This window comes from Microcystis sp. LE19-195.1E (assembly GCF_027532095.1).
Taxonomy (GTDB): Bacteria; Cyanobacteriota; Cyanobacteriia; order Cyanobacteriales; family Microcystaceae; genus Microcystis; species Microcystis aeruginosa.
The window spans coordinates 1-22,416 of record NZ_JAPZSZ010000068.1 but is presented as its reverse complement, the minus strand read 5'-3'; the positions used below and the strand labels follow the sequence as shown (position 1 = coordinate 22,416).

Here is a 22,416-nt window from a genome sequence, read left to right as displayed (position 1 = left end):
GTCAGTCTGTAGAGCGACCATAAGACCAGAACAGAGTAAATCTGTTAAGGCAGGTGCGAAAAATCCTTCGGGAAAGAAGCAGAAACCTAAATCGTGAGGTTTGGGAATCGCCGTCCGTTTTACGGCGGCGAGGATGTCAAGATCAATATTTTTTCTCTCTCATCCCCATGACAAGCACTGATCAATCTCAACCCCTCCCTAGGGATGACTATTTTCACTACCAAAATTGTTGGTATCCTGTGTTATTCGTGCAGGATTGGCAAAAAAATCCCTACTCTTTCTCTCTTTATGGGCAACCATTGCTAATATTTCGCGATCAGCAGGGAAAATGGGGCTGTTTGCTTGATCGCTGTCCCCATCGCTTGGCTAAACTCTCCACAGGACAGATGATCGCTGGGCGTTTAGAATGTTTGTACCATGGTTGGCAGTTCGAGACGGATGGAAAATGTTCCCATATTCCCCAACTGCCAGCCAATACCCCGATTCCCCGCAATGCCAAGGTTAAATCCTATGGGGTGGTGGAACGTCAGGGAGTCCTCTGGGTTTGGTTAGGAGAAGAGGAAACAGCGAAAGAAAGCGATATTCCTATCATCAAAGACCTAGAAGACCCCAATTGTGTCCATACCGATTATGTCATCGATTTTCCCTACGAACAGGGCTATTTACTCGAAAATCTCCTCGATCCCGCCCATGTTAATATTAGCCATGATCGCAGCGAATTCGGGGCAAAACGGGAAAATGCTCAACCGTTAGCCTTCCAAATCCTCGAAATCTCGGCGCGGGGAATTCGCAGTCAGTGGCGCAATAGCCGCAATCCGCAAGAAAGCTGGAAATATCTGGATTTTATAGCCCCTAATCTCGTTCATTATCGTTTTTCTCTGCCTAATCCCCATTGGTGTGCTGGATTGGCTTTATACGGGATTTCTCTGGGTCAAGGTCGTTCTCGCTTACTGATGCGACGTTACCAAAATTTTGCCGTTAACTCCCGTCAATACCGTTGGCGCTGGTTGGAACATCTGCGTCAAAGTCGCATCCTCGAAGATGATCTACCTTTAATTCAAAGTCAGCAGCAAATGGTGGAAAAGTCAAGAGATAGTTTACAAAAATTATACTTACCCTTAAAAAGTTCCGATGCCTTGGTGATTGAGTTACGTCAATGGTTCGATCGCTATGGGGACTCTTTCCCCTACTATCAAGGCTACACCAGCCAGCGGACAACGGCGATCGATTTATCCGATCCTTTACCCCTCGATCGCTATTCTCGTCACACTGTCCACTGTCGCACCTGTAGCACTGCCCATGAAAAAATGGTAAAAACTAAACAAATCGCAATTTTAATGGGGATATTATTAGCTTTACTGGCAATTTTATCCCCAAATCACTCTATCTATCAAATTACTGCCCTTATTTTCGCAATTTTGGCTTTAGCAATAGCGATCGCTGCCAATTACACCCGCAGAAAATTTGAACGCACCTATGAGAAAAAAGCCCATACCAAACTACAGTAATAAGTAGGGTCTGCTGAAAAAGTTTTTCCTGGGGGCAGGGTGTGGGGTGTGGGGTGTGGGGTGTGGGGTTTTACCGGTTTTGAGGGGGCCAATTACCTAATTTTCAGGGAAAAAGTCCAGGAATTTTCCCCCTGATCACTCCCATGCCCGGTACTTTTTGATTGACAAAAAGTCTAAAAGTCTTACCCAACAAGGTTTTTAGATTTATTCAGCAAACCCTAAGTAGGGTCTGCTGAAAAAGTTTATTGGTGGGGTTAGGAGTCAGGAGAGTTAGGGATAAGATTTCTACTACAAAAATCTGCCTAAATCGAATTCGGTTGTGGCAGTAATTTCTCGAAAACGTTCTTGACTGATAATTAACAATAATCTTTCAGTATAATCCACCGCACCGCGCAATTCTCGTTCTAATCTTGCTAAACCAGCGTTGGCATATTCCTCGAAAATTGTCACTCGCAAAGCTTCTGAATCTACCCCGTGGGGAGAAAGAATTTTCGTGTCTTGGAATTCATTGACTGCCAATAATTTGATTAGGGTATCGTAGCCACGAGAAATAAAAATTTCCAGGTTAATAGGTGAGGGTTCCTTCGTCACATTTTCTATGGCCACCCTCTCCTGATATTTTACCCCTAAAGCCGCCGCAAAAGCGATGACATCAGCATAGGTTTGAAAGGGTCCAATTCCCTGATTAAAATTAACTAAGGACTGGACAAATTCCCCTTTATCTCTGGCAATACGCACTCGATGAATGGACATATTTATCAAGTAAAAAGTAAAAAAGGTGACAAAATTCGGGAGATAGAACTCCCCTACCCGCTATAACTGCTTTAAGGATAAGTTTTAATTAGTCCTTTAGCTTGGTAAACATGAAATTGTTCGATGGTGACACCACCGCGCTTGATGGGAATGACAGCTACTTTAGTTATATCTTGGAAATAGGGACGGTAGCGATCGATTATTTCCGGTCTTTCTAGAGAACTATTCGTAGTAATTAATAAACCATTTTTACCAATCCATTCTTGAGGATTAAACCAAATTTGATAACCCCTTTTATCGTTGTTAAAACAGGTGACGGGAATAGGAACTAGGGGATAGAGAGCCATATCTAGCCATGCTGTCACATAAAAACTATGGGTAAAAACGAAGCTAGAATCTTTTAAGAGTTCTAATAATTCGGGCGAATTAGCAAAGCCTTGGCGCAGTTGATTGATATCGACAATTTCCCGAGAAGGGTCTTGTTCTGGGGCAATAATTCCCCCAAAAATTGCGTATTGACTAGGTTTTTGGAAAGTGCCAAAAGTAACGTGAAGCATTGCTATAGATAAAACAGTAACGATAAAAATTCCTGACCCCCATAACCATCTTTTTACCCAGATTCGAGAAGATTGCTGCCAAGTATTGGCCTTTTCTCCTAATAAAATTGTACAGGACCAGAACCCAGGTAAAATCCAACTAGGGGCGAGATAATGGGAAGCACCCACATAAAGCATTCCCAGGATTAAGGGCAGAGAAACCGAGAGAATTAACCATTTTTTTACTGATTCTTCTTCTCGATGAAAAAATCTTTTTTTCGAGATAAAGTTAGGAATTTGTTCGGCAAAGCTTTTAAATGTCACCCACCACATCGGCAGACCGAAAGGAGGAAACATCGTGGCGATACTAATGCCAACAACCGAGAGAATACCGAGAATATTAAAGGTTTTCGGTTCTCCAGAAAAACGGTCTTCTAAATGAAAGCGAAAGGAAATCCAATCATGGTTAATATTCCAGTAGATAATCGGCAATAAAGTTATCAAAAAGAGAATAAATCCTAATCCTAACCAGGGCGATCTAAATACAGGCCAATAGCGGGGAGTGGTCAGGCAAAATAAAACTAAACCAAAGCCCAAAATAAAGCCGTGATATTTACTTAAAACCGCCAATCCTACGGCAAGTCCAATATAAGCGAGACGATAACTAGGATGATAGTTTTTTTCCCGAATTGGCCAGAATTCTTGGGCAGCTAAATAGACTGTTAATGACCAAAAAAAGATTAAAGGACTATCTGGCTGCGAAAGAATCCCGAAGACGATCCCATAGATGGGGATGAGAGTGGCGATCGCTAAAGTCATTCTGGCGACCGGCAGACTGAACAATTTTAAAGCCGTCAGATACAGCAAGCAGAGGCTGCCAGTATAGAGGAGGAGAGTCCCGAAGCGAATGGTAAATTGATTGACTAATCCGGTGATCCAAGTCCCAAAACCCGTGGAAATCGCTACTATTGGCGGATGATCGAAATAACTCCAATCTAGATTATGGCTGTAAACGTAATAATATGCCTCATCGTAACCGGGATAAAGCCCCAAGGCGATGATTATTCTAAACAGGAGTCCACCGATGAGCAGATAAACGGCCAGGCGATCGCTAAGTATTTTGGTCAAAATTCTTACCTCATTTCATCGCTAAAACTGATGTTAGAGACGGGAGATTTTTGGGGTTGCCAGATTCGAGATTTGTGCATCTATGGCAAGGTTAGATTTAAGTGTGATCTTTAGTTACTATATCACCAACTCTGTCATCTCTTAGCCCTTGGCTATCAGCAAACTCTCCCCAGGCGTTGCTGATTTGCGATCTGAAAGTAAGATTAAGGGAACGGGTAACGGTAAAATGATGTTAAGTAAGTGTTTGTAATTAGGGTTTGCTGAATAAATCTAAAAACTCTGTTGGATAATACCATTTTTCATAAGTAATGGCAGAGATGGTTAATCGCCCTCACCCCCCCCTGCCCCCCCGACATCGGGTTGGTGGCGCAAATAAGACTATGATAAACTAGAATACAATAGCTATTCTAAATCAATAAGAATATGCACATCATCAGCCGTACAAAACTGCGGCAATTTTCTGGAAAACACGCCGAGGCTGTTAATGCCATTAATACTTGGTATAAAATTGCTAGTAAAGCAGAGTGGAAAAACCTGGCTGAAGTTCAAGCTGTGTATTCTCAAGCAGAAGCCGTTGGTAATTTCACGGTCTTTAATATCAAAGGTAATCGCTATCGTTTAATTGTAGATATCGTTTACAAAGACCAAGTAATTTATATCAAGTACATTTTGACTCACGGGGAGTATGACAAAGATGAGTGGAAAAATGACCCTTACTTTAAACCGTGATACCTACGGAAGGTTACTAGCCGAGTATCTACCAAAAGTGATAGAAAACGAGGCAGAAAACGAACAGGCTATTATCCTAGCTGAGGCCTTATCTCATCGAGAAAATCGCAGTCTAGAAGAAACCACTTTGTTAAATTTACTCTTGACTTTAATCGAAAAGTACGAACAAGATCATTATCCCCTTGAAGAATCAGAACCCCATTCAATACTCTGGGAACTCATGGAAGCTAACAACTTACAAGAAAAAGATTTATCAGATATACTAGGTTCAAAAACCATAGTTTCTGATATTCTTATTGGTCAACAAATAATAACAGAAAAACAAGCTATAAAGTTAGGACAGTTTTTTCACGTTGACTCAAGTTTGTTTTTAAGTAGGTAGGCGTTAAAAATTATCAGATGCCCCCCTTATCAAGGGAGATCCCCCCGCCTATCGGCACCCCCCTTATCAAGGGAGATCCCCCCGCCTATCGGCACCCCCCTTATCAAGGGGGGCAGGGGGGATCGGCACCACCCTTATTAAGGGGGGACTAAGGGTAGGGTTGATTCATGAATCAACCCTACTATGAATCAACCCTAGTACTAAGGGACTTGCGCTTTGATAATTACCTTTTGGGCGAACGCAGTTCGCCCCTACATTGTGGACAAAATCCGTTACTGTAGGGGCGCAAAGCTTGCGCCCTCCGATCGATTGGGATATTATTCCCACGCAAGTCCCTAAGGGGGGATCGAACCTAAAATCCATTTTTAATTTAATTATAACCAGCTACTTATCCACCCCCAAACCCCAGGTAATTGACCCCTAAACTAATACACTTGTTCTATAGCCTGCCCAAAAAAATCCCAGAAAAGGGAATGAGGGAAAAGAGGGAAAAAAAGGGGAAAAGGGTTACAGGGTCCTCCCAGCATCGCACACCACCCGAAAACCGAAGTCGTCGTCGAAGTCGCGGCGGTAGTTGACGAGGCGGTAAGCGGAACGGCAGTAATAGGGATTGACGAACCAAGAACCGCCCCGCAATACACCAATTCGTTTATCCGTCAAGAGTTCTTTTATACTATTTAATAAGTTTTCATAACGATTATCATTATTTGTCTCGTCCCAAACGCTCCCGTCTGTGGGCGGTGCGCCTTGATAATCACCGTGCCACGGATCTAAACACCACTCCCAAACATTCCCGTGCATATCGTACAGCCCAAAGGCGTTGGGGTGATAGGAGCGGACGGAGATGGTTTTCTTTGGGGATTTTTTCGCCTTTTCTTGTTGATAGACCTTTGAACTATTGTAATTCGCCAGTTCTGCCGTGATCGTCTCGCCAAAGTGGAAGGGGGTGGTTGTTCCCGCTCTACAAGCGTATTCCCACTCGGCCTCGCTCGGTAAACGGTAATTTTTTCCCGTGTGACGGGACAGACGGGCGCAGAATTCGATCGCATCGTACCAACTCAGGCGATCGACGGGGTTATTATCACTTTCCTTAAACTCCGCAGGTTCTGGATCGAGGTCTTTTCCTTCCCTCGGTAGGTGGGCCACGAACCGCCATTGCGCCCGGGTAATCGGAGTCTGGCTCAGGTAGAAGGCACTGACGCTCACGGGGTGTTGGGGTTTTTCAGACTTGTAATCGTCCTTTTCTACCAGTGAACCCATCAGGAAAGTTCCCCCCGGGATAGCAACCATAGTCAGGGGTTCGATTTCCTCCCCTAGGGGTTCCTCGTAGTAGTAGGCCTCCAGGGGTTCTCTTTTGGTAATTTCTCCCTGTTTATCGACGTATAGGGTCTCGAAGGTGAATTTTAGGAGTTTTTCGGGGGTCAAGATTTCCTGTTTTCGCTGCCTCACTCTCTCCTCGATGTTTTGGGCGATATCGGCGTACTCTCCCCCCCAAGTGCGGAGAACAGCCGCGTCCACCTCGGCAAAGTAGAGAGAGCGATCGCTGACTGCATCCGCTAGAGAACCCTGTGGATTGGGGATTAGAGCCTGAAAATCGCGAAATTCGCCGTAATGGTCGCGAATATAATCGCCGATGCCGCGCCAAATATCGATCGTGCGTCTAGCGGCACTATCTGCCAACAGTAGCTGACGAATGCCGGGGTAAAAATCGTACCAAGCATCCGGAACCGTCGCTCCCTCCGGACTAAAGGTAGATTTTTCGACCAGTCCGCTAAAAAAGACCTCCGCTAGATGCCAATGTTTACTATCGGGTAAAAATCGCCGCTGTGCCAATCGCATCACCGGAGGAATCAGGGGAACGGCCGCCAGCACTTTAGCCAGTTCTCGGGCCAAGGGACTGGCATCGATTAAAAAGCCTCTCAATAACTCTTCCGGGGATTCCGCTTCCGGAGCGGCTGCCTCTTCTTCTCCGGTTTCACCCATATTCACCCCCGCAGTGGTTGCTCCCATTAAAACCCCCTGAATGGAATTACCACCGCTCCCAGCGATAAATTTCGCCCAGGTTGCAAAGTGAGCAGGGGATAAATTGAAAATAGGGAACCGATAGAGAATCTGCTTCGTGCGGAGTCTTTCCCCCACTTGCAGTATTGCATTGGCAGAAGCGGGACCCGGTGCGATCAAAGGCCGGAGGATCGCCCCCTCTAAAGCGGTTCGTTGCCATAGCTCCTGCGGGAAAATGTGAGCGATGGTGACGGGGTGTTCTTTGCCCAGATCCGCTAGGGTGGCGAAGGCGGACCTCGATCGCCAAGCTTTCCCCAAAGTATCGGTTAGGACAATAAAAAGTCGGTTTCCAGAGGGTGCAACCAGACTGCGAGGGTTCCGTTCGATTTGCCCCGCACCGGAAAGCAAACGAGCTTCATTTTCACCCGTCTCGAACCACCAAACCCGCACGTCCCTAAAAAAGCCTTGCCAACGGAAGAGAGTGGTCATTCCCCCCGCTAGATCTCCCCAAAATTCCATCGGGGGAGAGCGATCGATCAACAGGTGAACCTCTAACCAACGTTCTAGGGGGGGTCGGAAAGCGAGCATCGGTAATCCCCCCGCTTCGGCCGTCCGTTCCACTGTAACCTCGATATCCAACTCGTCGGCCCGTAATCCAGGCACGCGACGCGCTAGGGGAAGAATTGCCTTACTGATGGCGGTGGGTTCGGGTATCGGAAAGGGATCGGGGACGCGAACGGGAGAAGAACGATCGCTCTCGACCGAATCGCGCTTCCGGGAGGTCTGCGTCGGGCGATCGATGTTTTCGGGATAGGCAACGGGGAGCGTTGACTCGATCGCTCCGGGGGGAGGGGTTTTTTCACCGCTGCCGGATGACCGGTTATCCTCCTGATCATTAGATGAGGTTGCTTCCGACTGTTCAGGCTGCTCGATCGACCAAGGCGCGATAATTCGATCGAGGTAAGCAGCGCACCAGATCAGTTCTGCCATTTCCCTCTCGTCTTCCCACCAGATGGCTTTCTTCCCTTCCATCTCTCCCCCTACCCTTGCAAGGATTTAAAGATGGTGTCTAGCAGCTTGCTATCGGGGTCGGTGAGGTCGTTTCCCTGTAGTAACAGATAGACCGCGTTGAGCAGTTGATCGGTGGCTAGTTTGTCTTTGCGTTTAATTCGATCGAGAAATTTCTGGATCAGTTCTCTGGCCGGTTCTTCCAATTGATTCAGGCTCTCTGGGGGGAAACGTTGCTCTAGTATCCGATAGAAATCATCCTCGTTATTGGGTTGTTCTAGTCTTAAACGCAAACATCGACGCAGGAAAGCGGGGGGAAACTCCCGGGCCTCGTTACTGGTCATGAATACTAGGGGGAACTCCTGACAAGACACACAACCTCGATCGATCGGGATTTTTTCCTCGCTGTCGTCCTGTTGACCGCGATAGGGAAGAACGGATTGGTCGCCGGTTTTTAATCGTGTCAATTCTGGGATCTCAAAAAATCCCTCCTCGAAAATATGGAGGAGATCGTTAGGCATATCGATATCGCTTTTATCGATCTCATCAATTAGCAGCACCGCCGGTCGTCCTGGAAGGGATCGATAAAAAGCCATCCCCATGGGACCTAATCTTAGATAGCTGCCGATATCTGGTTCCTCGTACTTTCCCCCCTCTCCCACTTTCTGTCTTTGTAGGGAAGCTTCCTGTAACCGTCCGATCGCATCGTAGGCATAAAGACCCTCTTTAAGGGTGGTGCGGGAAACGATCGACCAACGGTAGGGGCCGGGTAGTCCCAATTCCCGGGCAACTGCGTAGGCCAGGGAAGTCTTGCCGGCGCCGGGGTTGCCCTCAATCAGTAGGGGACGACGCAAACAGAGGGCAGCATTCACCAATTCCACCGCTTTCTTATCCGCGACGAATCCTAAAGCCCTAGGGTCGATTTTTCCCTGTTCGGGCGGTATTTTCTGCGATTTTGCCGCTTTTGTCCATGCTTCCGGGGACAGGCTAAAACTGCGCCAAGGGGGTGGCGGTGGGATGCGATCGAGGTGTTTTCTTTGTTCTTTGGGTGTGGGTAAACTATCGGCACTCAGGGTCAACCCCCGATAGATGCGAAGGTCTTCTGCTTCGGTAACTGGTTTATTGGCCATTGGATTCCACCACTCTCGTGTTTAGAGGTCTCGGTCTCGGGGAGGGTTTGGGGTATAGATCGTCCCAGAAAAGGGCGATTTTTCGCTTGTTTCTGCGTAATTCTTTGATATTATCGGGCCAGTTTCTCCATTCCGAGGGGTTTAGATCGTTATCTGTCATCGGTTGATTGGCGTTTCGACTCCAGACGGCGATCGGCAGGGATTCCACGATATCTTCCAGATCGGCGATCGATGGTTCGGTTCCGATGTAGTAATGTTCCCAGTCAAGATCGCTATTATTTTCCCATAAAGCTCTCTTGATCTCCTCGATCTTGTCGCGTATTTCTCGGAAATCTTCATCGAAATAGCGATCGAAGGAGTTAATAAAAACAGGATACTCGTATCCGATAGATGGCCCCTCACCGCATCTAAACTTAATATCTTCTAGGGAGTGTTTCAGCAAAGCAAATGGAAGGAAAAACTCAATCTCTAGTCTCGCTTGATCGGGTAAATAGTAAAACATTTCAGGAATTACCTGATAGAAACTATCTTGCATTTCTTCTATCATAAAACCTTGTTCTTTTTTATAGATATTCCATAACTTAATTTTATCGTTTATTCCCACAAAAAACATCGTATTTACATGAAAATATTCTGTTTGTAAGCCAGTATTATTATGTTTATCAATTGCGGGTGAGATTACAATTTGTATTCTTCCTTCTAGTTCGATATTTTTATTAAATTTATCCCACAATTCTCTCGCATATTTTTTGATTGTGTCTAACTGCACACCATCCCTATATCGAACAGCTTTACCTTTCCAAGTATCAATATCTTCAGCAATATCTCGGTTTTGATCCTTAAATAACTTCAACCTGCACCATTCAGAAAATAAAATCAAAGGACATATTTCTTGATTAACTGGCTTACTAGACAAATCTTTTAGTTTTTCTCTAAGCTCTTCTATGTTTGAAATAGATGATGATTTGGGATCCTCATAGACTAACAGAAAAGAGTTGATTAAAAATAAACTATTATCGGAATTAATATTTAAAATATTGAAAAGTTTTTCGATTAAATTAAATCGTTGATTTTCCCATTCTCGCGCAGTTTTCGGAGAGAATGGCAAAAACTGAGCATAGGTTTCGATCCCAGCAAGGTTATATTTAACCTTCTGACCATCGACTATATCCCGATTCATTTTATTAACTAATCGATTCAGTTCAACATATCCTCCCAAAACCAGATCGCTCGGTTCTATATTATCCAGAGCTTGTTGTAGAGCTTTCGATAATACTCCTTCCTTTGCCGTGTCCTTGGCCCGACAAGCTGCGATTGCGTAAACTTCGATATTATTTCCCCGGACGGGTTGGTAGGACTGGATCGCATCGCTAACGAATTTTATAATATCTCCCACACCACTTTGGGAGTAACAAGTATCAATAATATAGAGAACTTGAGAGATTGTTACTTGGTTATTTTTAATAGGACGAACTAAGTCTTGAGTCGGTAAAGCCGTTGAAGGTATATCGTCACTATTTGTGTCTTCCAGTATGAGATAATGTCCATCACCTTGACAATATTCGCCATGACCGGAATAGTAAAAAATAAGAATATTTTTCGTTCCATGTCGCTCTCTATCCCGAAGCCAATTAGGGAATAATTTTTTAAGATCGTTAGTTGTGGGATTCAAGTGTAAACTTGGCAGAACTCTTTCATATCCAAAACCACTGGTAAACAGACTGTTCACCAGTTCTAAATCCGTCTCGACGCTGGGTAATTGGTTGAATGCGTTGTAATCCTTTGTCCCACAAGCAATTAGATAATACTTGATTTCTTCATCCATATCATTGCCCATCAATCGATTAAGTAGCTGGTTATAATTAAATTAAAAATGGATTTTAGGTTCGATCCCCCCTTAGTCCTAGAGTTGATTTATAGTAGGGTTGATTCATGAATCAACCCTACCCTTAGTCCCCCCTTGATCAGGGTGGTGTCTGATAATTTTTAACACCTACCTACTTAACCCCGATCGAATTGCTTCCCCAGTTGCAACCGCCGTAAGATAGCTTTTGGCATCGTGAGCCTCGCAACCATTATAAACTAGCTTATCCTCGACAGTTCCCTCAAATAAAGGGTTGAGTTGCTTTGTCAACGCCACCACATCGCCATCGTCCGCGATATTCACCCATCTTTCCACATTTCCGGGCCAGCACCCCAGGTTATTGCGGGGGGATGGTTGCAGTCGATCGAAAATTAATTGTCTTATCCCCAAAGGAGAACCGAGAGTAACAAAGACTTTAATCGGCCATTCTGGATGCTGACATAAAGTTTCGTAACAGACGATCGAACCGAGAGAATGAGCTACAAGTACCCGCGGATCTTCTTCATCGATACATTTTATTACTCGCTCTTGAATCTGCTGTTTTAGCTCTCGATTGTGTAAATAGCTCCCCACTTGCTTAAGATAAGAAATAACCAATTTCTCGGCAATGCTACCGAAAAACCGAGATTCACTTAACCCCGACAAAGCTCTCTGGATAATTTTCGGGGTAGATTTTTCTCTCGAAAGGCTATCCGCATTGGGATGATTATTTTCCACTCGTTCCGTTTCTTGCCACCACAACTGGAGTAATTCTTTTTCCCAATCGGAATCGATATCATTAACATCGTAGTTCGGAATGCCGATCGCTTTCGATTTTCCCCGGAAAAGATCTCCGTAAAACGCACAACGAAAATCAGTATCGGACTCTAACTCGGTTCCCGCGAGTTTCAATCCATCCTTGAGACTTGGCAACCACTCAGCAGAAATCGTGTGGCTACCCCTAAATTCTTGCGCGATACCATGAACACCGACAATTTTAGCCATGATCCTCCAGTTACAGGGCTTTCCTATCCTTGTTGATTTTCAATTTTAAATGGTTTTTCGCACTTGAGAACAAGAATAAAATAAGCTCTTGACTATCTAAATTAATCGACTCTTTTAAGGTTGTGGTGATGAGCAAATCTGATCGAAGAAAAGACCTACACTATACACCCCCACCAATCGCCCATGGTGTGACATGGTGAACATTTTTTAGCCAATATTCAAGGGGAGAAATTGAAGTTGAGAAAAGGGGGATATCTCCAAGAAAATTTATCCCTGAAATTCCGTCAAAACCCCATAGATAGCCCAGATAGCCATGGCGCGTAAATAATGACAGGCGCGGAAAGTTCCCACCGATGTTATTGCTTCCGGGGTGCGAAATTGTAGGCCATTTTCATAAATTTGTTGTACCACCGCCTCCGTAATTTGCCATCCTTGCTTTTCCATTCCCATTTGCAGTAAAAAAGCCACCAACCCAAAATTAATTCCTACCCAAACTTCCAAGGGATGAGTTGCCTCGGGATTTTCGGGAGTACCATCGGGTTTTAACCCATTTGCTGCCCCAAATTTTCCCCCATGAAACTTGAGAAAACAAGCCTGATAAATCTTACTTAAAGCTGATTGCGTGTATTGATTTTCTACCACATCCGGTAAAGCCAATAAACGGGCATAAAATTGACCGCATAATTGGTCGGTCATCACCACATCGGAACCACTGCCACTATCTAAATTATAATATTCTCCATTCCAGAGAGTCTGATGATAAATAGCGCGAGATTGCTGTAACCAACTGGTAAAAATTGCCGTATCTTCTCCAATGATTTCGCCAATTTTAATCGTTGCTTCTAGGGCCGCTATCCACAAACCACCACAATAGGCACTAATTCCCTGTAAACGCCAATCATCAAAGGTTTGGTCCGGTGCGCCAGAATTTTCGGGAATCCCATCCTTATCAAGGTCAAAAGTTTTTAAATATTGCAAAGTCAGGACAATTGACGGCCAACATTCCCGCAGAAAATCCTCATCTTTAGCCCCCGTTAATAAATAATCTCGATAAACTAATAAAACAAAATCACTGCCTAAATCTTTCCAGAGATTACAATCTTGATAACTGGTGTAATTACTCTTTTGCCAAGGGTGTTCATTGGGCGCACCTAAATCGTGGGGAGTGGCATTTTTGGCCTTACGAATGGCACTAGCTTGGTTATATCCAATAATCCGAGGAGTATCGTCACTGCTGGGAATTGCCCTCGAAAAAGCTTCCATGACGGCCTTTTCTAAGCGCGGCCATAACATCAATAACCCAAAGGAACCATAGAGACGCACATCAAGACTTTCATACCAACGATAATCTATACATTCTAAGACCCCAAATTGACCGATAGGATCCTGTTCCGTGGCTGCCGTCCAGAGAGTACCGCCGTCCGTTAACAGATATAATTCGTTAAATAAAGCCATTTTAAACCAATCGGCTAGATCGGTGCGTTCTAGGATCGGTTTTTGCCAGTTAATAATATTTTCTCGCCATGTATCGCCGTGTTTTAAAGCCGTGCGTACCATCGCCCAAGCATTTTGACCATTGCGACCGAAAAAGTCCGTATAACGACGATAATAGTTAATTCCTTGGGCAAATTCGGTGACTGGTAAATCCCAAGCTAAAATAAAAGGAATTTTGCGAGTTTTCCCCGGACGAATGGTAAAACGAATCGCCATGGCCGTGGCCGTTTCTTCCCCTTTTTGGGCGGGGGTTTCGTCCTCAATATCCGGTAAAGAGCCATTCATGGCGAAATAGTCCCAAACTTCGCCCCCATCGCCCGCAGGGTTCCATTTACCCAGATAGAATACCTCTAGACTCGGATTAGTAATACTGGCAATCGCCATCTGTCCATCCCCTTCCCCGGGGTTTTCGTAATCTCGACGCATCAGACAGCCAACGCGGAAATTATCGACAATCCATTGATTATAATTACCCTCACTTTCTCCCCATTTTGATTGATATTCATAGACGGGACTACCATCATCTCTCACCTTAACCACTGGGGATTTAATCGCGTTAGTAAACCAACCGATTGTATTTTGCCAAGTCAGCATAATACTAATAGTAATCGGTTTATCGGTGGGATTATGAGCCGTCCATTCAAATAGGGCTATAGGATAACTACTTTCTTGATAATTATGCGCCCAAACCGGTGAGAATTGTTCGCAAATTAATTGAGTCTGAAAAACATCTTTGTACTCGTACCAACTGCGGGGATAAAGGGCAGAATATGTTCCCTTTTCGGCTGGATACCACGACCAGCGCGATAAAGTTCCATCCGTCGGGCTTTCCGTCGCCATAGCGTAGGCTTGGGCGCTTCCGTCTTCTGTTTGTTCAAAAATGCTAAATTGACAGGCAGGAAGGCTATTAAAACTGTGTTCACCGCCGTCCAGATGCCAGAGGTTAAAGTCACCTTTGGGGGAACGTCCGATGCAACCGGCCCCAAATCCCCCCAGAGGCATCCCATGCCAAGGACCATCATCTAAATTGCTGGCGTAACGGACGCTGTAGGGTTTTTCCCAACCTTTGCCCAGAGGACGTTTCCAAGCAGCGGCGGGAATTTCTGGAAGAGAGACGAGATTAAGCATAGATGTTTTTAAGTGGGGTGTGGGAAGTGGGGAAGTGGGAAGTGGGGAAGTGGGGAAGTGGGGTGTGGGGAAGTGGGGAAGTGGGGAAGTGGGGAAGTGGGGTGTGGGGTGTGGGGTGTAGGGTGTGGGGAGAATAAATAAATAAAAATAAACTCCTGACTCGGAGAATTCTGACCCCACCAAGAAACTTTTTCACTAAACCCTAATTATTCGCTAAAGAGATAATTACTGCGATCGCTGACAGTCCAATCTTGATTTTCTCCACCGATAATTAAACGTTTAATATCGACAAAATCCTTACTTAATTGGGTCAAGGCATTGATTAAAATATCTAAAGCAATAAGATCGCTAGTACCGAGATCAAACCAACAACGTCCCCAAGTACCTAAGTATTCAAAATCGGTCATATTGTGCATCGGTGACATAAAGGCATTTTCGGCTATATCTGGATCGTATTCCATATAACTAATATCGACTCCTACCTCCTGTACCTGTAGGTTTTCGGCATTGAAAGCCCCTAATTTACCCAAATAAAACCAAGAGGCAAAAACTTCTTCTACATATTGCTGTTCCATATTCGAGGGAACCGTCGAAAATTCCAGCCAAAACCAGACATCAAAAGGATTAAATTCGCGAAATTGTACTTCCATATTTTTTAGAGGAGACAGGAGTAGTCACTGATAACTGATAACTGATAACTGATTACTGATCACTGATAACTTCCCCACTGATAACTGATAACTGATAACTGATTACTGATTACTATGCTGTAATTTCCAGAGAAAACTAGCGAGGAGATTGGTGATAATATGAGCGAGGATCGGGATTAATAAATTACCGGTGATGATGACGGTATAACCGAGGGCAAAACCGACAACAGTTGCCCAGATAACATAGGGCCATTGTTGGGAACCGCTAAAATGGAGGATACCAAAAATTAGACTAGAAACGGTTAAACCAAAGATATTTAAGCCCAAAGCCGGCAAAATCACCCCGCGAAATAATAATTCTTCACTTAACCCCGGCAGTAATCCAATCCAAATTAAATCGGGCCAAGCTAAAGGTTTAATGACTAATTCTAAGTAAGAGTTAGCACTATGGCGATAACTAGACCAAAAACGATATAGAAGCCCACTAATTCCACTAATTGCCCCCGCTAAGGCTAATCCGAACAGGAAATCCGGGAGAGTCCAGCGAATTGCGGGAATAGCGATCGCACCGAAATATTGCCAAACTTTGGCGACTACCAGCAAGATAATCGCCGTTACCGCCATAATGGTGAGGACTTGTGTGCGTGTCAGGGGATCAAATTCGGAATTAGGGGAATTAGTCACGGATTCTCGGATAAACAGCGTAAAGAGTTTAAATTAGGGCGAAGAGATGCTAGGCTAACCCCTGCCCGTTGACAAACGATCGCACCGATCGCCTCCATATACGAGTGTACCCTAATTGCTTTCACCCCTAGGGGTTCCGGGGCCACCTTCATTCTTGTACTATTTTCCTGCACAGCAATCAGTACAGTTTTTTCTTGACAAAAACTCAATACTGTGCTAGAGCCGCAGGCACTGGCGGGAACGATCAGCGCGTCCACCTCCCGGCCCCAAATAGCATCGGGACTGGGCTGCTTGACCAATTGGGGGGCGCGACTTAAACCCACCAAAACGCAGGGTAAAAAAGTATAACCGATTTCTTCGGCCGCGGCCTTGGGGGAAAGTTGCGGATCGAGGGGCAGCGGACTTAAAGCGGGAGCGTGGGCCGCCGGTATTTGGAATTGTCGGACCACCAGATGGGAAATTACCGCTTCGGCCCCGGCAAGGGGATCCACCCCCTGACCATGGCGATAATTAGCCAGGGCAATGCTATCGGGATCGTCGGGAAAACGGGCAACAATGGCGATCGCTTCTGCCCGGCCCTGGTTAATCAGTTTTTCTGCTCCCCGCAGCAAGCTGTCGGGATTGCCAATTGTTCCCCAACTGGCCCCGGAGGCTGCCTCTCGCAACTGCACATTTAAGGGGGCATCGGTGACAAGATAATCGGTCAGATCTAAGCCTAGGGTGGCCCGGACAGCATCGGCAGCCTGAAGGTGTCTTTGCAAGAGGTCAAATTCAATGGCGCGATCGAATAGTAACCCGATGCGATTTTGATGGACGGGACTTAATCCCCAATCCCCCCGGGCAAAACGATCTAAAGCGTAACCCTCCACATAATAGGTGTTGGCTAGAGGCCAGTACAGTTGTGCGCCGTTGAGGACATTGGGATGGGTAATTAGGCGATCGCAAACTTGGGCGATCGCTTTTGCCACGGGAATGCCATCCCCAGCATAACCGCCAATCGCTGCCCCGATGCCGGTGGGAATAATTAGTACGGCGGTATAGGGACGGGAATTCACGAGGCAGTGGTGACAATCGCTTCGACTTTGACTTGATTATTCTCGCTATCCACTTCTGTGATTGCCCAACGCAAGGGTTCACCGCGTTTGGCTAATTCTTTTTCGATTTCTTGCTGCAGTTGTTGCGGGGTTTCCTGTAGGTCGATTTCGGCACTAATAAAGTGAGTGGTCATGGGGATTGTCTGGGATAGTTATCCCCTCAGTTTATCAAGATTTTGCCCTCTTGCGCTGGCTTATCGGCTCTCTGGGTCAGGAACCACAATGAGACTGAGACTAAGGACAAAAAGATCGATCGCCGCCATATAAGTTAAACTGATCACACAAAGAATAGGAGAGCCAGATCCGTTCTCGTACTATGATTAATAGTAGGCTTTCCCCTAGAGATTATGATCGCAGTTCCCAACTACATCAGTCCCCAAGAATATCTCGCTATCGAGCGCCAGAGTCAGATCCGTCATGAATACCGACGTGGTTTGGTTTATGCGATGGCCGGCGGTACGGATAATCACGAGCGCATCGCCTTCAATTTTCTCAAAGTCATTGACGAACATTTCGGCGACTCTACAGACTGTAGGTTTCACTCGGGTAATGTCAAGGTTAACTATCAAGATCAGTTTTATTACTATCCCGATGCTTTTGTTACCTGCGATCCGCGCGATCGCCAAGATCGTTATCTGAAACGCTATCCGAAACTAATTGCGGAAGTGCTTTCCCCCAGTACGGCCGCTTTTGACAAGGGCGAAAAATTCCAAGATTATCAACAGATAGAAACTTTAGAAGAATATGTATTAATTTCCCAAGAAATCCAGCGCGTGGAATGCCGTCGCCGTGATTCTCTGGGGACATGGGAAACGACTATTTACGAGACAGGCGATCGGGTGATCCTGCCAAGTATTAACCTAGAGTTAGCCATCGCCGATCTCTACCGGGGAATAGATTAAAGTGTTAACTACTCTCATGGATAGACCGCATTTAGTTTATTTGTACTAACTAGCTCGGCAATTTTCCAGCCATTGTTCTAAATCCTGTAGTGACTGAAAATCTAACAAAGCTTCTCCCAAGTTTTCTAACTGTTCTAGGTCAAGACTGCGGATATTGGGCAATAATTCCGGAGAAATGTCCCCTATCCGCCGATTTAATTGACGTAAAACTAGGTTAGCTTCTCCCTCTTGTCGTCCCTCTTGTCGTCCCTCTTGTAAACCTTCGGACCAGATTTCTTGATAGATAACTGATTCTTTCATGATGTCTTTCCTCAATAATCGTTGGATGATGTCTTTCTTTAATACTAACCCGGCTAGAATTGCGGTAGATGCAGCCAGATTACTTTGTTCTCGACTATCGCTGATTTGCTCGATTTCTTGGGCAATTTGCCGCAGTAAGTTTTCTTGTTTCTCAGCTTGAGCGAGTATGGCAAAGGGAAACAGTCCGGGGGCCTTTAATAGGGGTTCCGAGGGTTGTTCCCAGAGTCTAATCACTTCAAATTGATGAGAGGTTTTCCCTTGTTTATAATCATTTTGTCGGACTGTGGGGGAGTCACTTTTCCTTAGATAAATAACCACTTGATGGATAGGTTTACGGGGATAGCGTCGATAGAGTCTGGTGGCATAATCTAGCATTCTATAGGGAATGTCTTCTTTAGGGTCGGTTTGGAACTCGATATGCAAGATTAATTCTTCCGACTCCAAAAAGATTAAAGTATCGGCTCTAATTGGCTCTAGGGATAATTCCGAGGGTTTAATTTCTGTTAATTCTAAGGGTTTACCCAGTAACCAAGTGGCCAAGTCTCTCGAATATTCAAGGGCGATAAATTTACAGGTAGAATCATACATTTTCAATTCAATTATAGGTTAAGTCTGACCTGTATATAGCGTTTTTCAGTCTGCTGAGGTACAAAAGTGATGGGTTTTAGGCACTCATGCAAGAGGCAGAAGGCAAAAGGGAAGAAAAATAGGTGTACCTCACTAGCTTAGGAAACGCTATTTTAACAAAATTATCACCCTATCCCCAAAAATAACCAAAGGAGGGTTTTTAACCCTCCTAAAGGCCAAGATGTGCTTCAAACTATCCTAAATGGGGATTTTATGCTTGGCGCTTACGAAAAGCAGCACCTAACCCCCAAAGATGATCGCTTCAAAAATCTCGTAGCGTTCTTTGCCAATGCGAATAAAATAAATATCGCCCTCTTTCGAGGCACTAAACGCCCCAGAGTCCGCCTGACTAACATCGTAGCCGATCGCTTTCCCTTTTTCAAAGAAAATGATACGCTTGCGGCCGTCGGGTTTGGTGACAGTGACATCTGCACTACCGTTACCTCGACGAGTGACACCAAAGGGACAAGATCCCGCCGGTTTTCCGTCGCCCATAGAACAGGTAACACTACCCGTAGCATGGTAATTTGTTCCGGGTACTTTGGCATCGCTTTGGTTGTAATAATTGGAAATAAAGATTTTTAAGCGATAATTAGCTACCTCATTATTACGCACTGAATTGCGGATCAAACCCACTTGGATCGTATAATCGCCGTCCGCTGGTAGGATTCCTTCATAAGCGTTACCTGCGTTAGACCCGATAACCATCGCCGCATCCTTGCCGGGGACTTTACCCGGTGCAAAAAGGTTGAAAGAAGCACCCCCATTATCGCTATTGAAGGCAAGGGAGATATTCTGCCCAGCATTAGCGCGAATTAGGTACTGAACGACCTGTTCTCCCTTGATTTTGCCTTGAATGGTTGTTCCAGATGTTCCTGCTTTGAATTGTACCCGTTCTTGACGAACTTCGCTTAAGGCTGGAGAAGGTAGGATAACGGGGGTGGTGATTAAGGCAGCGAGGAAAAAAGCGGAAAAGAGTTTACGCATTTTCTGGGAGATAAAAAAATAAATCGAGAAAAGATGCGGTTTTTCTGCCCCTCCCCGAATCAGTAGGGAGGAAATCGAGATTACCGACAATCTAACGGACTGGTGTGGACAAGAGACTGATAGCCTCCACCTTCTACCCGTACCCTCAGAGAGTATGAGTCAAGTACGGGGATTTTGTCAAGTCTTTTTTAGAAAAAAACTTTAATCGGGGAAGGGTATATCTAAACTCATTTGTTGTCCTTGGGTTTCCCTTTGTTTTTCGGCAGCTTTCAGGACTTCAAAGGTGAGGATAACATCGAGACGTTTTTTCTGTTCAAGGATTTCTTGTCCCGTCACAATCTCAATTTTATCCACACTTTGACTCCTATAACGACCGCGATAAATTCCCGCAGATTTGGCTGTTTGAACCATATCTTTGCTAGGAGGTTTCAAGGTGATAAATATACCCAGGGCTGCCCCTTGTATTGTCATAGTTCCCTGTAGATCTCTGATGTCTCCCGATTTGACATTACCGGATTTTACTTGAAAAATAATTTTCTCCCGATTGTCCTTATCTCCCTGAAAATAGGCAATGGCATCGACTCCTTTATCTGCCCCTTTTTTGTCATTAATCACGGCCCGGTTATTACTATAGGTTAAAACCGCCCATTTCTCAAATTCTTTGCGGGTACGATCATCGGGTTTAGTGGCTAATGCTTTGGCTGATTCTAGATCTTTGGGAATACCATTTAGTTCAATTTTATCTAAAACATTTTTACCAAAGGAGTCCTCTAATCGCTTTAACATTAAGCTAATACTCTGATAGGTTATATCAATTCCAATCCAGTTTCTCTCTAATCTCTCCGCTACAGCGATAGTCGTTCCACACCCACAATAGGCATCTAAAATTACATCTCCTTTATTGCTACTTGCTTTGATTATTCTTTCTAGCAATGCCTCCGGTTTTTGTGTGGGATAACCGAGTTTTTCGGCAGCATGAGGACTTAAAGATTGAATGTCAGTCCATAAATTGGTAATAATAGAGCCTTCTTGCTCATTAAGATATCTTTTTAACTGTGGCCGTTTTTTTGTGTTAAATTGACCATCGGAATGGCGAGGATAATATATTCTATCCTGATCGTGTAACTGTTGCATCGTTTCTTTTTGGTAACGCCAGCCTTTACTAGGATAAGGAAACCCCATCCATTCATACATCATATTTGGCCGTGGATTCGGACTAGCCATATCACTTAATCTATACATTCCTCTCCCGTCATTATCATCATGTCTATAAAATTTATCAACATAATTACTATCGTGTTCTCCGTACTGAGGATGGAAACTAGCTTGAGAAGATTTAACATAATAAAAAATTATATCGACAATATCACAAAATTTCTTTTTTGCGTCACTATGGGCCGATTGTCTTTTCCAGCTAATCTCATTTTTAAAATCACCACCCTGAGAGCAAAAAACAGTATCTAAAACTATTTTTAAATAATGACTAGCAGTAGGATCGCAGTGGAGATAAAAGCTACCAGTAGATTTTAAAACTCGATGGATTTCCACAATCCTCAGAGTCATACTCACCAGATAAGCGAGAAGACTGCCTTTACCTAAAACTTTAGTTAAACCGTCAATTAAATCGATAGTCTGACTGGTAAATTTACCCTGATAGTTGCTTTGAATTTCTTCTAAAGCTTCGTTAGCGTGATTATCCCATGTCCAGGTATCTACAAACGCTTGTGCTTGTGCTTGATCTTCCTTGCCTAAGTTGTTATAAATTTGGTTGTAATTGCGTTTAGAATTAAAGGGTGGATCGATATAACAAAGATCGATCGATTCATCTTTGATATATTTCCGCAGCACTTCTAGGTTATCACCGTAGTATAGTTTATTGACCATAGAGATTAAGGGGATTGACTGCATTCTCAATTGTATTATTATTCCCCCTTAAAGAGGGCGAATACAATCAGTCCAGAGAATAATATGATTGTACTAATTATAATAAGCGCATCATGTGCGCTCAAAATTTAATTTTCCTAAGTCTATCTTGCCTGAAAATGAGGGGGTCGCAGGCAGGCACGGATTCCCATTTTATAAATAAGTATATGTCAAGTGCTGGGATTTTGTCAAGAGGAATTATCCTCTGCAATCAGTCCAGAGAATAATATGATTGTACCAATGGTAGAAGCGCATCGCGTGCGCCCAAAATTTAATCTAGATATTTCCCCACAGTGGGATTTTGTCAAGGGGAATTATCCTCTGCAATCAGTCCAGAGAATAATATGATTGTACTAATTAGAATAAGCGCATCGTGTGCGCCCAAAATTTAATTTTCCTAAGTCTATCTTGCCTGAAAATGAGGGGGTCGCAGGCAGGCACGGATTCCCATTCTATAAATAAGTAGGGTCTGCTGAAAAAGTTTTTCCTAGGGGCAGGGTGTAGGGTGTGGGGTGTGGGGTGTGGGGTTTTACCGATTTTGAGGGGGTCAATTACCTAATTTTCAGGGAAAAAGTCCCTGAATTTCCCCCTGATCACTCCCATA

20 protein-coding genes are annotated in these 22,416 nt (G+C 44.5%); 4 read left to right on the top strand and 16 right to left on the bottom strand.

The annotated features are described in order from the left end of the window. Window positions 1–167 precede the first annotated feature (167 nt). Entirely contained in the window at window positions 168–1,508 is a 1,341-nt protein-coding gene (locus O9300_RS04350; protein WP_287970260.1) for an aromatic ring-hydroxylating dioxygenase subunit alpha, read from the top strand. On the opposite strand, the gene O9300_RS04345 is transcribed toward O9300_RS04350, so the two are convergent. The 3 genes from O9300_RS04345 to O9300_RS04335 form a co-directional block, all read right to left on the bottom strand. Next, window positions 1,475–1,600 (bottom strand): hypothetical protein, encoded by a 126-nt coding sequence (locus O9300_RS04345; RefSeq protein WP_287970264.1) that lies wholly within the window; start codon window positions 1,598–1,600, stop codon window positions 1,475–1,477. The genes O9300_RS04350 and O9300_RS04345 overlap by 34 nt on opposite strands. 196 nt (window positions 1,601–1,796) lie before the next feature. Continuing rightward, on the bottom strand, window positions 1,797–2,261 hold the full coding sequence (locus O9300_RS04340) for a DNA phosphorothioation-associated protein 4 (protein WP_287970258.1): 465 nt from the start codon (window positions 2,259–2,261) through the stop codon (window positions 1,797–1,799). Window positions 2,262–2,332: 71 nt separating this feature from the next. After that, complete coding sequence (locus tag O9300_RS04335) at window positions 2,333–3,925, bottom strand: ArnT family glycosyltransferase (protein ID WP_287970256.1); 1,593 nt, start codon at window positions 3,923–3,925, stop codon at window positions 2,333–2,335. A 423-nt stretch (window positions 3,926–4,348) separates the two neighbouring features. Between O9300_RS04335 and O9300_RS04330 the strand changes: the two genes are divergently transcribed. Together O9300_RS04330 and O9300_RS04325 are read left to right on the top strand one after the other, a co-directional pair. Next, window positions 4,349–4,654 (top strand): type II toxin-antitoxin system HigB family toxin, encoded by a 306-nt coding sequence (locus tag O9300_RS04330; RefSeq protein WP_287970254.1) that lies wholly within the window; start codon window positions 4,349–4,351, stop codon window positions 4,652–4,654. Beyond that, window positions 4,620–5,036, top strand: coding sequence for a helix-turn-helix domain-containing protein (locus tag O9300_RS04325; RefSeq protein ID WP_287970252.1), 417 nt, complete (start codon window positions 4,620–4,622; stop codon window positions 5,034–5,036). Before O9300_RS04330 ends, O9300_RS04325 begins: the two co-directional genes overlap by 35 nt. A gap of 507 nt (window positions 5,037–5,543) precedes the next feature. Here O9300_RS04325 and O9300_RS04320 read toward each other — a convergent pair. The 10 genes from O9300_RS04320 to O9300_RS04275 form a co-directional block, all read right to left on the bottom strand. Further along, on the bottom strand, window positions 5,544–8,069 hold the full coding sequence (locus tag O9300_RS04320; protein ID WP_287970250.1) for a formylglycine-generating enzyme family protein: 2,526 nt from the start codon (window positions 8,067–8,069) through the stop codon (window positions 5,544–5,546). Window positions 8,070–8,077: 8 nt separating this feature from the next. Next, window positions 8,078–9,175, bottom strand: coding sequence for an AAA family ATPase (locus O9300_RS04315; RefSeq protein WP_287970249.1), 1,098 nt, complete (start codon window positions 9,173–9,175; stop codon window positions 8,078–8,080). Next, window positions 9,165–11,012, bottom strand: a complete 1,848-nt coding sequence (locus tag O9300_RS04310; protein WP_353851541.1) for a VMAP-C domain-containing protein — start codon at window positions 11,010–11,012, stop codon at window positions 9,165–9,167. The genes O9300_RS04315 and O9300_RS04310 overlap by 11 nt, the downstream gene beginning before the upstream one ends. A 156-nt stretch (window positions 11,013–11,168) precedes the next feature. After that, window positions 11,169–12,023, bottom strand: coding sequence for a hypothetical protein (locus tag O9300_RS04305; RefSeq protein ID WP_287970246.1), 855 nt, complete (start codon window positions 12,021–12,023; stop codon window positions 11,169–11,171). A 267-nt stretch (window positions 12,024–12,290) separates the two neighbouring features. Then, entirely contained in the window at window positions 12,291–14,645 is a 2,355-nt protein-coding gene (locus O9300_RS04300; RefSeq protein WP_287970262.1) for a GH116 family glycosyl hydrolase, read from the bottom strand. Beyond that, window positions 14,638–14,841: a hypothetical protein gene (locus O9300_RS04295; protein ID WP_287970244.1), complete on the bottom strand. Its 204-nt coding sequence runs from the start codon at window positions 14,839–14,841 to the stop codon at window positions 14,638–14,640. Before O9300_RS04295 ends, O9300_RS04300 begins: the two co-directional genes overlap by 8 nt. A gap of 10 nt (window positions 14,842–14,851) precedes the next feature. Further along, window positions 14,852–15,295 (bottom strand): DUF3531 family protein, encoded by a 444-nt coding sequence (locus tag O9300_RS04290; protein WP_004163181.1) that lies wholly within the window; start codon window positions 15,293–15,295, stop codon window positions 14,852–14,854. 102 nt (window positions 15,296–15,397) lie between these two features. Continuing rightward, the gene (locus O9300_RS04285) at window positions 15,398–15,979 is read right to left on the bottom strand and encodes a CPBP family intramembrane glutamic endopeptidase (RefSeq protein ID WP_002732964.1); all 582 of its coding nucleotides are present in this window, start codon (window positions 15,977–15,979) and stop codon (window positions 15,398–15,400) included. Next, a complete protein-coding gene (locus tag O9300_RS04280; protein ID WP_287970241.1) occupies window positions 15,976–17,034 on the bottom strand; it encodes a DUF3326 domain-containing protein in 1,059 nt (352 codons plus the stop codon). The genes O9300_RS04285 and O9300_RS04280 overlap by 4 nt, the downstream gene beginning before the upstream one ends. Beyond that, the gene (locus O9300_RS04275) at window positions 17,031–17,207 is read right to left on the bottom strand and encodes a DUF8621 family protein (RefSeq protein WP_002762817.1); all 177 of its coding nucleotides are present in this window, start codon (window positions 17,205–17,207) and stop codon (window positions 17,031–17,033) included. Before O9300_RS04275 ends, O9300_RS04280 begins: the two co-directional genes overlap by 4 nt. A gap of 213 nt (window positions 17,208–17,420) precedes the next feature. On the opposite strand from O9300_RS04275, the gene O9300_RS04270 reads away from it, so the two are divergent. Further along, complete coding sequence (locus tag O9300_RS04270; protein ID WP_287970239.1) at window positions 17,421–17,975, top strand: Uma2 family endonuclease; 555 nt, start codon at window positions 17,421–17,423, stop codon at window positions 17,973–17,975. Between the two features lie 45 nt (window positions 17,976–18,020). Here O9300_RS04270 and O9300_RS04265 read toward each other — a convergent pair whose 3' ends face one another. From O9300_RS04265 to O9300_RS04255, 3 genes are all read right to left on the bottom strand, one after another. Beyond that, complete coding sequence (locus O9300_RS04265; RefSeq protein WP_287970238.1) at window positions 18,021–18,863, bottom strand: Rpn family recombination-promoting nuclease/putative transposase; 843 nt, start codon at window positions 18,861–18,863, stop codon at window positions 18,021–18,023. Between the two features lie 279 nt (window positions 18,864–19,142). Continuing rightward, a complete protein-coding gene (locus O9300_RS04260) occupies window positions 19,143–19,889 on the bottom strand; it encodes a hypothetical protein (protein ID WP_287970237.1) in 747 nt (248 codons plus the stop codon). Window positions 19,890–20,090: 201 nt separating this feature from the next. Then, entirely contained in the window at window positions 20,091–21,773 is a 1,683-nt protein-coding gene (locus O9300_RS04255) for a DNA methyltransferase (RefSeq protein ID WP_287970235.1), read from the bottom strand. Window positions 21,774–22,416: the final 643 nt, after the last annotated feature.

Excerpts from the sequence above, each read along its gene's own strand:
- O9300_RS04350 (WP_287970260.1), top strand. The coding sequence starts at position 168 with ATGACAAGCACTGATCAATCTCAACCCCTCCCTAGGGATGACTATTTT.
- O9300_RS04340 (WP_287970258.1), bottom strand. The coding sequence starts at position 2,261 with ATGTCCATTCATCGAGTGCGTATTGCCAGAGATAAAGGGGAATTTGTC.
- O9300_RS04330 (WP_287970254.1), top strand. The coding sequence starts at position 4,349 with ATGCACATCATCAGCCGTACAAAACTGCGGCAATTTTCTGGAAAACAC.
- O9300_RS04325 (WP_287970252.1), top strand. The coding sequence starts at position 4,620 with ATGAGTGGAAAAATGACCCTTACTTTAAACCGTGATACCTACGGAAGG.
- O9300_RS04320 (WP_287970250.1), bottom strand. The coding sequence starts at position 8,069 with ATGGAAGGGAAGAAAGCCATCTGGTGGGAAGACGAGAGGGAAATGGCA.
- O9300_RS04315 (WP_287970249.1), bottom strand. The coding sequence starts at position 9,175 with ATGGCCAATAAACCAGTTACCGAAGCAGAAGACCTTCGCATCTATCGG.
- O9300_RS04310 (WP_353851541.1), bottom strand. The coding sequence starts at position 11,012 with ATGGGCAATGATATGGATGAAGAAATCAAGTATTATCTAATTGCTTGT.
- O9300_RS04305 (WP_287970246.1), bottom strand. The coding sequence starts at position 12,023 with ATGGCTAAAATTGTCGGTGTTCATGGTATCGCGCAAGAATTTAGGGGT.
- O9300_RS04300 (WP_287970262.1), bottom strand. The coding sequence starts at position 14,645 with ATGCTTAATCTCGTCTCTCTTCCAGAAATTCCCGCCGCTGCTTGGAAA.
- O9300_RS04290 (WP_004163181.1), bottom strand. The coding sequence starts at position 15,295 with ATGGAAGTACAATTTCGCGAATTTAATCCTTTTGATGTCTGGTTTTGG.
- O9300_RS04275 (WP_002762817.1), bottom strand. The coding sequence starts at position 17,207 with ATGACCACTCACTTTATTAGTGCCGAAATCGACCTACAGGAAACCCCG.
- O9300_RS04270 (WP_287970239.1), top strand. The coding sequence starts at position 17,421 with ATGATCGCAGTTCCCAACTACATCAGTCCCCAAGAATATCTCGCTATC.
- O9300_RS04265 (WP_287970238.1), bottom strand. The coding sequence starts at position 18,863 with ATGTATGATTCTACCTGTAAATTTATCGCCCTTGAATATTCGAGAGAC.
- O9300_RS04260 (WP_287970237.1), bottom strand. The coding sequence starts at position 19,889 with ATGCGTAAACTCTTTTCCGCTTTTTTCCTCGCTGCCTTAATCACCACC.
- O9300_RS04255 (WP_287970235.1), bottom strand. The coding sequence starts at position 21,773 with ATGGTCAATAAACTATACTACGGTGATAACCTAGAAGTGCTGCGGAAA.